Origin of the sequence: Algoriphagus sp. NBT04N3 (assembly GCF_019443765.1) — a bacterium.
Lineage (GTDB): Bacteria > Bacteroidota > Bacteroidia > Cytophagales > Cyclobacteriaceae > Algoriphagus > Algoriphagus ornithinivorans.
Window position 1 is genome coordinate 2222793 of the sequence record NZ_CP048415.1, and the last position, 14679, is coordinate 2237471.

The window sequence follows — 14679 nt, forward strand, 5'->3', positions numbered from 1 at the left end:
ACTTTATGGGTCTGCTTTTTTTATTTCCTCCTAATTGACTTTAATCAGTGCTTAAAGTTCCTAAAGCGAACTGCATTAATACTTCCTGAAAATATAGGGTGTAAATTGCCTGAGCTTGATCTGCCTGGGCAGCCACAAATTGCTGGTTAGCCGCGGATAGATCTACAAAATTGGAAATCCCCAATCTAAAGCGCTCCTGAACTGCATTTCTTGCCTCCTCCGCCGCCAAAACCTGTAAGCCAGTGTTTTGCTCTTTCAATTTAGCTGCTTTATAATTTTGCCAGGCTAATCTCACATCTTGGTACACCCTTCTATCCAAAGACTGTAGGGTCAATTGCTGATTTTCGTAGGCTACTTTAGCTCTACTCACATCCAATCTGGTTTGCCAATTGGAAAATATGGGAATCACCAGATTCAAGCCGAGCGTATTTTGAGGATATATCCTTAATAACTGCTCCCTAAGACTTCTACTATCTAAGGATGTAAAAAAGGTATTGTAATTATAAAAAGCAGAAACCCTAGGAAAGTACATAGCCTTTCTTGCCTGAACATCTTTTTTGGTAGAGCTTACCAAAAGCTCCTGTTGCTTCATATCAGCACGGTTTGCCATAGCCAACTCGTATAATTCTCCTAGATTTTGCTCGGCAAAGCTTACCGATGAATTAGTAGGATCAACGGGTTCCAAATCAGGAATTTTACCCGCCTCCAATTGCAGATATTCTGATAAAGACCAAAGATCATTTTCCAACTGAATTTCCGCATCCACTTTTACGGATTGCAGTCTGGCAACTTCAGATTGCTGATTATATAAATCAGAAACAGTTCTTAATCCAGCCTCAACGAAACCCTCAATTTGCCGAAGTTGCTCCTGCTGATTTTCCAGGTTTTCTATCGCAATTTTTAATAACTCCTGATCCAATAGCACCTGTAAATACCTTTGGGCTACATCGAATACTACCTGTTGCTTGGCCCTTTCCAAGCCCTTTTCCCCAGCCTCAAATGCCAGCTTGGCCGATTGAGTATCCAAAATTCTCCTGCCCGCATTGAATACAGGTATATTCATATTTAATCCTCCGGAAACAATTTCATTGGTGACATTGGTAACTACAATTTCACCTTCTACTTGTTGAAATTGCTGACCACTTTGCCTCAATAAATTAGAGTTGATTCCCACAGAGGGCAAATGAGATAGTGCCGCTACCTGCTTCTGCTTTTTCAGGATTTCCATATTATTCTCCTGAATTTTATACTCCAGATTTGCATCAAGTCCGAATTCTACTGCCTGACGAAAATCCAACCTAAGAGTATCCTGGGCATAAGTTCCAAAGGAACAACAAGCAAAAGTCAAAAGGGTAATTAGAAATTTATAGCTGTTCATCACTTTCAATTTTTCCATCCAATAGATTGATTAATCTGGTTCCATAATCCGCATTCTCTCTAGCGTGAGTAGCTTGGATGATGGTGGTTCCCTCTTTATGCAATTCTTGAAAAACCTCCATTATTTCCTTGGCCTGAGTGGAATGAAGATTTCCTGTAGGTTCATCCGCGAGAAGCAAACTTGGTCGGCCGGCAACAGCCCTAGCGATTCCCACCAATTGCTGTTGTCCACCGCTCAACTGAGCAGGGAAGAGGTCCTTTTTGGCTACCATGTTAAAGCGATCTAAAAGATCTGCAATAATGCTTTTCCGCTCGGATGAAGCCACATTTCTATAAAGAAGTGGCGTTTCTATATTTTCATAAACAGTCAATTCATCTATCAGATGATAAGCCTGAAAAATATATCCAAACTCACTTTTGTGCAGATTGGATCTCTCCTTGTCCTTCATTTTACGGATATTTTTTTCTCCAAAAAAATATTCCCCATCGTAGTCTTCGTCCAACATTCCTATGATATTCAGCAAGGTGGACTTCCCCGCTCCTGAAGGGCCCATCAAAGTAAGGAACTCCCCTTGTTGGATAGTCAGATTTATTCCTTTTAGAATAAAAATCCTCTGGAAACGGGACTCAATGTATTTATCGATTTCTTTGAGTTGTATCATACTTGAAAATTAACTTCAATAACCATTTCCACTTCCATGCCATAAAAAAAGGCCTCAGAACAAGTCTAAAGCCCCTTTTTGATTAAGCAACCCTATATTTTCTCGAACATTTTTGTTCGCTGGCGAACGATTTTTCCACCAAAATCAAAATCACTTATTGATTTAAAATATTACCAAATCCCTTATTCGTCTTTCAGAATTTCGGCAGGATTCGATTTAGCCGCCACCCAGAAATGAGCACCTACTATCCCTATGCAAAGAACCAATAATGCCAAGCCTCCCATCAAAAATTGCAGGTAAGGCATATCAATCCGGTATGAATAGCTTTCCAAAAATTCTTTAGCGAGCCAATAAGTTGGATAAGCTGCTAATAGAAAGGAAATGCTGACCAGCATCACGTATTCCTTACTGATAAGTCCTAGAATCTGAGCAATACTGGCACCTAATATTTTTCTCACAGAGATCTCTTTCAATCTTTGAGATATGGTGAAAGAAGAAAGTCCAAACAATCCCATTCCAGAGATTAGGATGGCTATCATACTGGAAAAACCGAGAATGTTTCTTATGCGCTGATCCTCTTCGTAGAATTTCGCTATTTCCTCATCCAGAAACTTGAAATCAATTTCCTCAAAAGGATAAACACTCGTGTATGATTCTCTTAATCCAAGTAATGCTGTCTCGAGGTTGATTCCTTTCCCCAGTTTGACTGAGATGACATTATAATAATCAGGGTTTTGAAGAAAAACCATAGGAAGAATCTCTTCCTTCAGCGATCGGGAATTGAAATCTTTCATCACTCCAACAACAGACTTTGGCCCTCCTCCAATTGTTATGAAACTACCGAGAATTTCCTGTGCAGAATTGATCCCTGCTTCCTTCAAAAAGCGTTCATTTACCAAAACCTCTGTTTGATTTTGAGTTAAATTCCTTCCAGCCAGCAGCTCAACTCCATTTACTTGAACGAAGGATGAATCCACATTTTTCACTTGTGTAAAAAATTCCATCTCTGCGCTGTCTACAGGAACTTTCACATCAGAGGTCCAAATTCCATTAGAAGAAATGGCATCTCCTCCTAAACTGGCTCCTTCCACAAAACTCATTTGAGTCACCTGGCTCTGAAGGAGTGAAGCCTTTTCAAAACCTGCCATAAAAGGTAAGTAAGCATAGACCACTGCATCTTTTTCAAATCCAACTGGCTGACTACTGATATATTTCAATTGAGAGCCAATAACCATTACTAAAATCAAAAAGACCATGGACACAGTAAACTGAAGAACCGTCAGATTTTTTCTCAAAAAGGCCCCAAAGGAGAATTTCGCCGAACCCATTTTCTCGCCTTTCAGGGCACGCTGAGGCTGATAATTAGCCAAAACCAAGGATGGGTAAATTCCCGAAACCAAAGTCAATAAGACTCCGAAAAGAACTATAAATATTAAATTATATCCTGCTAAATACGGCATCGTGAAGCCGTCTGGAAGATAGCTTTGGAAGGTTTTTAATATCAAGTCTGAAAACACCAAACCCAGCAAAGTTGCGCCTAATACCAATAAGTAGGTTTCGGCTAGAAACTGAAACATCAGCTGGAATTTGTTGCCTCCAAGTGTTTTTCGAATCCCTACCTCTTTTGCTCGGCTGATTGCTTGGGCAGTTTCTAAATTGATAAAATTGAGACATGCCAAAATCAAAATGATGGCTCCAACAATCAACAAACCCTTAATCAGCTCTTTTGAGGCACCTGTTTCATCCAGTAGTCCGTAAGAAAAATGAAGTTCCGATAAGGGTTCCAATCCAAACGAGGTGCTTCCCTCCTCTTCATCGGCATAGTATTTACCTGCTATTGCATTAAGCCCTTCCTGTAAGTTGCTGGCAGAGATTCCATTACCTGATTTAAAGAAAACCTGACTGCTGGAATTGATATTGGTCCATGAATGAAGCCCATACCAGTCTTCTTTCTCATTCTTTTTAATAGTGGAAAAAGAGATGAAATCCTGAAAAATAAAATCGGTGTTTTCATCATAATCCTGGATAACACCAACAATGGTTGCCATGATGGTATCAGCATCCACATAGCGAAGCTCTTTTCCAAGTACTTGATCCAGAGGTTGATTGGGAAAATAAGTATTCAAACTCTTTTCACTAATCACAACCTGATTAGGTTCCTGTAATGCTGTCTCAGGATTTCCTGCCAGCCAAGTTCTTGGGAGAACTTTAAAAAAACCAGGATCAGCGAAACTAATGTAATTCTTCCTGCCAAAGTTTTTATTTTCTTCCGGAATACTGGCATGTGTTTGTCCTAAGGTATAGAGTCTACCTACTTCTTCAATACCAGCCAATTCTTCTCCTAAAACCTCACCCAATGGCCCTGGAGCAGCCGGATAACTGTATTTCATTTCTCCATAATCATTCTCCGTGATGATTCTATAGATCCTCTCTTTATCAGGGTGAAAATTATCAAAACTGTATGCGTGCCATACGATATTGAATATCAAAAAGCATATCGCAATCCCTAGAGAAAGTCCGAGGATATGGATTGCTGTTCGGAGCTTATTGCGGAGAAGATTCCTCCAGGCGATTTTAAAATAGTTTTTGAGCATAGCCTTAGCGTTTTTGAAAAATAATTGATCCTACTCTGATTTAATTGATTTCACTGGATTGGAAGTGGCAGCTTTCCATGACTGCCAAGTCACCGTCAACCAGGCAAATACCAGCGAAGTCATCCCCGTTGCCAAGAAAAAGCCAATAGAAATATTTACTTTAGTTGCGAATTGCTCTAGCCATTGACTCATCAAATAAAATCCAAGCGGAAAGGCTATTAGTAAGGCCAAAATCACCGGATAAATAAACTCTTTGGACAATTGAGAAATAATCCCCTGAACGGAGGCTCCTAGGACTTTTCTGATACCAATTTCTTTACGCTTAGTTTCTGCCGTGAATATGGAAAGTCCTAGCAATCCCAAGCAGGAGATCAACAAGGTTAGTATAGCAAATGCGCCTAGCAAATTACCCGTTCGGGCCTCTTGAGCATAATTCTGGGCAATCCGCTCGTCTAAGAATGAATAATCGAAAGGAATTCCTGGAATTATTTGATTCCATGCATTTTTTAATTGAGTAATTTGAGCTTCATCAAAGCCATTTCCTGTTCGAATTAATAAGATATTGCTTCCATCAAAAGCTGCATTTTTTACAGGAAGGAAAACAGTGGGTTTGATGGTGGTTTTTAAATCCTGAGTATGGTAATCCTCCACCACTCCAACGATATTACCATTGTAATCAGAGAATAAATTACCATTTTCATCGGTATATATTCTAACTGCATTTCCAAGAGTTTCCTGCCCTGCCTGAGCAATTATGGCTGCTGCGGATTCATTTACAACTACGCCAAGATTTTCCATTTTTGGAAATTGTCCCCTCATCATTTCCGTTACCTCCCCCTGATCCTGAAAATCCGGCGAAAATTCTCTTCCAGCAATCACCTCTACTCCCAAATTTTCGAAGTAGGATTCATCTACATATTGAACATAAATAGAAAAGGCTTCTTCTATTTCAACTCCCCTGAAAGCTACGGAAGGATTCCAACCTCCTTCCAGTCCGGGAGCATTGGAAATTGCATTGACAGAAATCACTCCTGATTGTTGCTCAAGGGACGATTTAAGGAGCTCAATTTGGGCTTTTGCAGCATTTCCGAGTTTCACGGTCAATAATCCCTGGTGATCAAAGCCCATATCAGATGTTCTGAGGAAAGTATGTTGCATATAAGCTACCCCGGCACAGAAAACCAACAGGGAAGAAAGAGCGAACTGGAAAACTACCAGCGATTTTCTCAGCAAGGCTTTTCCACCTGAAATTTGGGAGTTTTTAAGAATGACATCCGGTCGGAGACCACTTAGGTAAAATGCGGGAAAAACACCTGCTAGTAAGGAGGAAATTATCCATACAGCCAGAACAATGCCAATCAAAGAATTATCTGAAAATAGCGGAACTTCAAAAGATATTCCCAGCATAGATGTGAAAATTGGTTGAGCCAGCCCCACCAAAATCAACCCTAGAACAAGCGCAAATGCATTTGTTAAAAATGCTTCAGCCAGAAACTGAGCCATCAATTGTCCTCTCTTAGCCCCATTGACCTTTCTCACACCAATTTCTTTCATCCTTCTGATAGCACGAGCAGTAGCCAAATTGATGAAATTGATGCATGCTAGCAAAAGCACAAAACCACCAATTGAAAGAAAAATCCACAAAGTCTTTTGATCTACTCCTGGCGTCCACTCGCCTCCAAATCCTGATTGAAGATGTATGGATTGTATGGGTTGTAGGTAGTATTGGTAGTTTTTAGCTTCCTCAGGATCACGGTAATTCCCATTTATTTCCGGTATTCTATCACTGATCGCCTGGGCATTTTGACCCTCTTTTACTTTGACATAGGTAAATGTTTGAGGCCACCAAAAGCTACCAAAATCAGCATTTTGAGGAAAATTATTAAGATTTTTGAAAGTGGAAACCGAAGATAAAAAGTCAAACTTCATGTGGGTATTTGCTGGAAGATCTTCTACCACTGCCTTTACTTCAAAAGCTATATCTCCTGTAGCCAGAAGCACTTTACCAACAGGGTTTTCATCTCCGAAATAGTGCTTTGCTTTAGATCTGGTCAGGACTAAACTAAAAGGATCATCAAAAGCTCCTTTCAGACTTCCCTGAAGGACCTTTAGCCCAGCAATGTTTTCAAATCCGGGCTCTGCATAAAAAAAGTAATCTTCTCTGAAACTTTCTTCGGGATTGATTCCATCGACAGATTTGAGATAAGTATTGATTTGAATTAAGCTGACAATCTCTTCCAACTGCTCCCCAAACTCTTTACGAAGCATAGGGGCCACAGCTCCCCCAGCCCAGGCAGAATTCCCAAAATCACGAATTTGCTGAGAAACTCTAAATATTCGGTCAGAATCCTCTTGAAATGAATCATAGGATTGCTCAAATTTCACATAAGAAGCCAGTAAAAGAAAGCATGCTAAGCCTATTGCTAGGCCCAAAACATTGATAAGGGAGAATATTCTTTGGCGAAGAAGGGTTCTCCAGGCTATTTTTAAGTAGTTTTTGAGCATGATAAGATCGTGGTTATTAGTTATTAAGTTTCTTGGTTATTTGTTTCTAGCCTCTAGCTTCTTGGATCTTGTTTCTAAGGTCTTGATACTTTTTTATTCATCCTTCAAGGTATTCACCGGATTACTCAGACTGGCCTTGAGAGATTGAGCATAGACTAAGGCAAGGGTGAAAGCAATTCCCCCAATAACCAGTAACGCAAAGCTGATCCAGGAAGGCCAACCCTTGACCGCAAATTGATCCAGCCAGCCTTGCATCAAATAGATGCTCAGCGGAAGCGCTACTATTACCCCAACCAGCGTAGTGACAATAAACTCCTTTCCAAAAAGCCACGAAATACTCCAGCTGGATGCTCCTAGGACTTTTCGGATTCCGATCTCTTTGGTCCGTCCGGCGATCGACAAGGCAACCATAGCAAACAACCCCATAGCCGCAATCAAAATGGCAAGTGATGCCGCGATAAATACCATTTTTCCCAATCTCCGATCAGATTGGTACTGAGCTTCTACCGTTTCATCCAAAAAAGAAATTTCCATAGGAAGTCCAGCAAACTGCTTTTCCCACTCCGCTTCGATCACACTTCGAACCTGATTGATATCACCACCTGCGGCACGAACAAGCAGCTTAGGATTGGTGCTGGAGTTGATCATAAGATTGGTAATCCCACTGAATACGGCCATAGGAGACTTAGCAATCATCACGGGTTCTATAGGTTGGTATAGAGAGGCATGATGAAAATCCTTCACCACTCCAATAATCTGATGGGGTTCAAAATCTGTTCTTGGAAGCATTTCTCCCGTAGGATCCTCCCAATTAAATGCCCTAGCAAAAGCCTCATTGATGATCAGGGCACTACTGTCAGCTCCCACAGCAGGGTTAATGGTTCTTCCTTCCAAAAGCTCCATGCCTAATGTTTCCATATAGTCCCCCGAAACGAAGTTGACTTTGAACGAAAACATCGTTCCATCTTCCAAAGGAAATCCGACCTGCCAAAAGGCATCATCTCCATAAGTAGCGACTGTCAAAGCTGTGGAGGCAATCTCTGTTCGTGATACCAATGTCTGACGAAAACTCTCTGCAGTTCTGAAACTCTCTTTCAAAGAGGTGACAAAATTCTGGGAAGGATAATCTGGCATATCCACGATCAGAATCTGCTCCTGATCAAATCCCAAGTCATATTCCTGAATTGCGTTCATCTGATTGACCATAATCAAGGTGGTGGCAATGAGTAGGAAAGAGATGAAAAACTGAAAAGCAACCAAACCTTTCCGAAGGCCTTGCTTCCCAAAATGAAGGGAAAGGTTTCCTTTCAATACCTTTATTGGACGCAGTCCGGATAGAAAAAAGGCAGGGTAGGCTCCAGCCAATCCTGAAATAAATACAATCAGCCCAGCTAAAATCCCAAACTGAGTAGGTCCATAGACGATATCCAATTCTTTTTGAAAGAGATCATTGAAAGTTGGCAGGAACAACTCAGCAAGCACCACCCCAATTACGGAAGCTGCTAAGGTTGTCAAAAAGGCCTCCATCATAAACTGAATGATCAATTGGCCAAAGCTGGCTCCCATGGTCTTTCTTACCCCGACCTCTTTGGCCCTTGAGGTCGCTCTTCCGATAGCCATCGTAGTGAAATTGATACAGGCAATCAGCAATACCAGAAAGGCAATCCCAGACAAAATCCAAAGCAGAGATTTTTGGGTAGTCTGTACTGCCCCATTTCCTGCCCCTTCAGCAAAGTGCATGTCAGCTAATGGTGTCAGGGTGAAGTAAAGTCCGCCTTCCTCGTAATCCTCACCCAGAGACTTTTTCATAAAAGCTTCCATACTTTGATGAATGGAGGCTACCTGTTCCGGATTATTCAGCTTGACCAGGTTAAATCCCCATACATTGTACCAAGAGGATAAACTCTCCTTATCCGCAAAGAAATCCATGTTTTCAATCGGCATTAGAATTTCGAAGGGAATGGAATTATTGGCAGGCGGGTTTTTCAAAAGTCCTGAAACTCGATAGTCTACAAAGTCCTCTCCCATTTTCAGTTGGAGTGATTGGCCTATTGGATCTGCAGACCCAAAGTATAGCTTGGCAGCTTTTTCGGTGATCACCACAGAGTATTTATCCACCAGCTGGGAAGAAATATCTCCTTTGATCAAGGGAAAGTTGAGCATCTTTAAAAAGTCTGGATGAACCAAGCGGATTCTTTGGTTTTGAGTACTCTGATCAGGCAAGATTGCCTGAACGTCTGCATTGGTAACGCCAGTAATTGCCTCAATTTGGGGGAACTCCTCTCTGAAAGCTGATTCAAGGACTACCGGGGATGAGTAGGATTCCTTCATTTCCCCGTCAATCCGCTCATGTGTTTTGACTCGGTACATCCGATCTAAATCTTGATGGAAAGTCTCAAAACTCAGTTCAAACTGAACGAAGAAAAAAATCAAAATACTTACTCCCAGACCTAAGGATAAGCCAATCAGGTTGATCCCAGTATGGAGCTTGTGCTTGAGAAGATTTCTAACTGCAATTTTGAAATAGTTCTTTAACATATACGAAAAGCTTTACATCATTTGCCAGAGATAATTCCAGTTTTATGCCATTTCAAAAGTACTTTTTCAGCCTTAATACAGCGATTTTTCAAAAATTCAGGATTTACCTCGGACAATTTTGTCCGCTGACGGGCAAATAAATCTTAAAAATATTGGCTCTCACCTATTTAACATGGGTTGGAGATTATAATGAATCTAATTATGCGCAATCTGGCCACTTACCCTATTTTCTTTGCTTGACCGATTGGTTACTTCGACTTCCTGCCCTTCGGGAGGCGGGCGCTCAGCACAGGCGACCGAAGACAGAAGCCCGATATTCTGATCCATTCATCTGATACTAAGCCATAATTATTTCTTTATTGAGAAGAAAACCGAAATTCATAATAATCAAATATGTACAAAAACCCTTCTTCTCCATTTCTTAGTAAGCTACCCGCATAAGTGACAGCTGGCTTCCACAAGAATTGATGGCTGAACCTTGCAATAACCTGAACTTTGTCTCTCTTTTTTAATGAAACAAATGAAGACTTCTGATAAAATTGTTAATCATCAAAATAAAATTCAATTTGACTCAATAATGAAAAATATCCTATAAATCAGTAGATTATAGAAAATATCAGCCTATGTATGTCAAAAGAAACTATAGCCTCTGGATGACAGTCCGCTGGTCTAAAAAGCCACTGATCAATGGACTGATATATTCTGCAATTATCGTTTTCTTATACGAAGTCACTGGTTTGCCATTTTCATTGCCTTGGCAACCTATTTCAGTAATTGGTGTCGCAGTATCTTTTTTCCTTGGCTTTAAAAACAACTCCTCGTATGATCGCGCTTGGGAGGCAAGAAAAATTTGGGGTTCCATTGTCAATGACTGTAGAACTTTCGCCTCGGCCATTTTATCATTACCTGATAAGAGCGTTCCCTACTCTTGGAAGAAACAAATGATTTTCAGACATCTGGCTTGGCTAGTTTCTCTTAAGCATAACCTTCGTAAGGGAAAATCTTGGGAACATAATTTACCCGTAGACAAAATGGTCTTCACACCGGGATTCAGAGAGGAAATGGCTAATGGCTTAGAACCTGAAATCAGAAAATATCTGGATCCTGAGGAATGGGAGTCATTACAGAGATACACAAATTTCCCTACCCAACTCCTCAAAAAACAAAGCTTAGAGTTGGACAGAATACATCAAGAAAACGGACTTAGTGAATACAAGCATGTTTGGCTTCATCAGCTGATTAGTAGATTTTATGATACCCAGGGAATGAGCGAACGAATCAAAACCTTTCCCTTTCCAAGACAATATGCCTCCACTGGACTTTGGATTACTTACATTTTCTGCGCATTAATTCCTTTGGGTCTTTTGGATATTTTTGAGCAGTCTACAGAGCTCCACTATTGGCTGACGGTACCCTTTTCCGGAATCATTATCTGGATATTCTTTTTGGTTGACAGAATTGGAGATTATTCTGAAAACCCTTTTGAAGCAGGCTACAATGATGTCCCTATATCCTCTATCACCAGAGTGATTGAGATAGACTTGCTGGAAATGCTGGATGAGAAAGAAATTCCACAACCTTACCCTGTGGATAATGGTTTTTTGATGTAGAGAAAGCCCTTTTCAATTACCACATGGTTCCAAAAGGCATCATTCACTTTTAATACTCTTCACAGGATTTGCCCATGCAGCTCTGATTGTTTGGCTGATGACGGTGAATGCTGCAATTGCCCCAGCAATTAAGCCAGCCCAAAGGAAAGTGGTCCAATTGATTCCTATGCTGTAGGCAAAATCCTGAAGCCAACTTTTCATTCCAAAATAGGAGACCGGGATAGCAATCAGAAAGCCTATTGCTACCAGTTTGAGGAAATCCTTACCCAAAAGTGCCAGAATATTTCCAGTTTCAGCTCCCATTACTTTTCTGATTCCAATCTCACGGGTTCTTTGTTCAGTGGCAAATGTCACCAAACCTAAAAGCCCCAACACAGAAATAATGATTGCTAAGGCAGAAAAGAAAGTGAATATGGTTTTGACTCTTGCCTCTGCTTCATATTGCCTATTGAATCCCTGGTCTATAATTAGGGGTTCGAATGGATAATCAGGTCTCATCACTGCCCATTCTTCTTTTAGATAGGCCAAAACTTCCTCTCTTTTTCCACTTTCAAACTTGATGCTGACACTATTATTCCTATCCTGGGAAATCATAAACACCATAGGAACAATGGGCTGATGCAAACTTTCAAAGTGAAAATCTTGCATAACTCCTGTCACAAAACCTCTTCTTCCTCCATACAAAAACTGCTTGCCAACAGCTTCCTCAGGGCTTTGCCATCCAATTTCCCGAACAGCGGCTTCATTCAAAATAAATGCTTCAGTAGAATCACTAGCTCTTAGAAAATCAAAGTTTCTTCCAGCCTTTATAGATATTCCATAAGTATCCAGAAAATTATGAGCTACATGAATGTCCGCAATCCTGCTATTGAGCTGGGTTAGCTCTCCTCCTACTTCGGCTGTTGCCCCTTGAGAATCCAAAAGCCTTCCTGACGGAACTCTGCTCGAAATACTCACTGACTGAATATCAGGATGGTTTTCTAAGCGATCCTTGAAAATGAGATAGTTTTCATTGATCTGATTAGAACTAGGGAGCACTACTATATCTTCTTTTTCAAAGCCCAAATCTTTATTCTGCATAAAGCTCAGCTGATTGATCACCACTATGACAGCGACTATCAGTATTACAGAAATAGCAAACTGCCCGACCACTAATACAGACCTGAAGTTCTCATGGCCTTTTCCTGCTTTAAATGCTCCTTTTAACACTTTGGCAGGAGTAAATCCTGAAAGAAAAAGAGCTGGATAACTTCCTGAAATCAAACCCACAAAAAGGATTAATCCCAGTATCCAAACCAGTAGTTCTGGGCTTTCTAGAAAATTCAAACTCAAAGGGTTTTCCAGAAAATCGGAGAAATAAGGAAGAAATAAAAAGACCAAGCAAAGGGCAATAAGCATAGCCAGAAAAGTCATCACAAAGCTTTCACCCATAAATTGCCGAATGAGGATGGTCTTGTCGGCACCCATCACTTTTCTCAAGCCCACCTCCATAGATCTTAAGGAGGACCTTGCGGTGCTAAGATTCATAAAATTGATACAGGCAATCAATAAGATAAATAATGCCACAGCCCCGTAGACATAGACATAATCAATATTTCCATTGGGCTCTATTTCAGAGTCCAGGTTCGACTTTAAGTGAATGTCCTGAATAGGCCATAGAAGAAGCTGGGTCCCTTTTGACATGGGGATTCCAGAATTACTTTCACCCATATGTCTATCAATCAAACTGGGAAGCTTGGCTTCAAAATTTTTATAGGAAACACCTTCTGCAAGTTTGATATAAGTGGAAAAATTATTGGAACCATAATTAGACATAAAAGCATCTTGTCCACCGTAAAATTGAACGACAGGTAGCATGGAGGCTAAAAAATCAATATGAAAATGGGAATTGTTCGGAGTGTCTTTGACCACTCCTCTCACCTGCATGGTAAACTCCATCCCTCCTATCTCTACCAGAAGTTCTTTCCCCACTGCATTTTCAGACCCAAAATATCTTTTGGCAGTACTTTCAGATAATATAAGACCATCTGCTTGAGTCAATGCATTCTTTGATTCACCTTCCAGTGTTTCCCAAGAAAAAACATCAAAAACCTCTGGGTCTGCAAAGAAAAATCGTTCCTCCACAAATGCATTATTTCCTGATTTGATTAAAGGATCTGCATTCATCAATCTAGCTGAGAACTCCACATCCTCCGGAAAATCTGATTGTATCAGAGGCCCAAAGGGAGGAGCAGTATGTCCCAGATGCAAGCTGGTACTCCCATCCGGATTAAACCAAGCTCTCGAAACTCTATAAATTCTATCCACATCAGGGTGATAATTGTCATAGCTGAGTTCATACCGAACATAAAGCAGAATCACAATACTCACGGCCATTCCTATAGCCAAACCAAAAAGGTTGATGAAGACATACAAAGGATGCTTTTTAGCATTCCTGAATACGATTTTAAAGTAGTTTTTAAACATGGCTGATTGGTGAAAAAAAATGCCGCTTAGTAAAATATACTACTCGGCATTTTTGGATTCATAGTGCTAGGTCTTGGTTTTATCTTTTGATTACTTTGGCTGAACCTGATGTCCCTATTTGCTTGGTAGGTTCTCCTTTATAGTATACATTTCCTGAACCGGATGCACCTACTTTAAGACTTTCTATCGCAGTAATATATGTTTCTCCCGAACCTGACTTCCCAATAGTTACTTGCTGGGCTTTTAAGTCCATTCCTTCAAAATCTCCTGAGCCTGACTGACCTATATCCAACTTCTCAACCTCTCCACCATCTATGACAATATCTCCAGATCCACTGATCCCTACGCTCATTGAATTAGCGTAAACTTTCTGAAGTTTGATCAGCCCTGAACCGGAAACACCCAGTCCTAGTTTATCGGATTCCAAATCATCCATCACGGTGATTGAACCTGAGCCGGAAGAACCCAATCCCTCAATTTCAGGCATGGTTACATAAAACTTTAACCTAACGTTTCTATAGTTTCCTTTTTCAAGTTTCAGCTTAAGTTGTCCGTTTTTTACCTCAGTAAGAACTTTGTTTAAGTCCACATTTTGAGCTTCAATTTTTACCTCATAGGCATTGCCTTGGGTAATAAAAACATCCCAGCTTCCACCGGATTCCACTTTGGTGAAGCGATCTAATTTTCTGGTTTCAGTTTGCTGGGCATTGGCGGAAAATCCCATAAGGAATGCCAATAAAATTAAGATGGGTGCCAGATTCTTTTTCATAGCTGTGTTAGTTTAGATAAATAGATTCATAGAATGTGCCAAGGGATAAAATAGGCTATTTTGAGCTTTAGAGCGGCATATCAATTATTTACATGTCCGATCTTTCGGGTTTTTGACCGCAGGCGAACAATATTCTAAAGCCCATCAAATCCCTCTTG

General features: G+C 40.5%; 8 protein-coding genes. 1 reads left to right on the forward strand and 7 read right to left on the reverse strand.

Annotated elements, in window-relative coordinates:
* Positions 1-40 precede the first annotated feature (40 nt).
* The 5 genes from GYM62_RS09625 to GYM62_RS09645 form a co-directional block, all read right to left on the reverse strand.
* The gene (locus tag GYM62_RS09625) at positions 41-1396 is read right to left on the reverse strand and encodes a TolC family protein (protein ID WP_219959249.1); all 1356 of its coding nucleotides are present in this window, start codon (positions 1394-1396) and stop codon (positions 41-43) included.
* A complete protein-coding gene (locus tag GYM62_RS09630; RefSeq protein WP_091655573.1) occupies positions 1365-2039 on the reverse strand; it encodes an ABC transporter ATP-binding protein in 675 nt (224 codons plus the stop codon). The genes GYM62_RS09625 and GYM62_RS09630 overlap by 32 nt, the downstream gene beginning before the upstream one ends.
* Before the next feature lie 182 nt (positions 2040-2221).
* Positions 2222-4633 carry an ABC transporter permease gene (locus tag GYM62_RS09635; protein ID WP_144602954.1) on the reverse strand — a complete coding sequence of 804 codons (2412 nt, stop codon included), beginning with the start codon at positions 4631-4633 and terminating at the stop codon, positions 2222-2224.
* A gap of 30 nt (positions 4634-4663) precedes the next feature.
* Positions 4664-7138, reverse strand: a complete 2475-nt coding sequence (locus tag GYM62_RS09640; protein WP_219959250.1) for an ABC transporter permease — start codon at positions 7136-7138, stop codon at positions 4664-4666.
* A gap of 93 nt (positions 7139-7231) precedes the next feature.
* Entirely contained in the window at positions 7232-9676 is a 2445-nt protein-coding gene (locus tag GYM62_RS09645) for an ABC transporter permease (protein ID WP_219959251.1), read from the reverse strand.
* 623 nt (positions 9677-10299) lie between these two features.
* Here GYM62_RS09645 and GYM62_RS09650 point away from each other — a divergent pair.
* The gene (locus tag GYM62_RS09650) at positions 10300-11286 is read left to right on the forward strand and encodes a bestrophin family protein (protein ID WP_219959252.1); all 987 of its coding nucleotides are present in this window, start codon (positions 10300-10302) and stop codon (positions 11284-11286) included.
* A gap of 39 nt (positions 11287-11325) precedes the next feature.
* On the opposite strand, the gene GYM62_RS09655 is transcribed toward GYM62_RS09650, so the two are convergent.
* Both GYM62_RS09655 and GYM62_RS09660 read right to left on the reverse strand, forming a co-directional pair.
* Positions 11326-13752: an ABC transporter permease gene (locus tag GYM62_RS09655; protein WP_219959253.1), complete on the reverse strand. Its 2427-nt coding sequence runs from the start codon at positions 13750-13752 to the stop codon at positions 11326-11328.
* 79 nt (positions 13753-13831) lie between these two features.
* The gene (locus GYM62_RS09660) at positions 13832-14521 is read right to left on the reverse strand and encodes a head GIN domain-containing protein (RefSeq protein ID WP_219959254.1); all 690 of its coding nucleotides are present in this window, start codon (positions 14519-14521) and stop codon (positions 13832-13834) included.
* Positions 14522-14679: the final 158 nt, after the last annotated feature.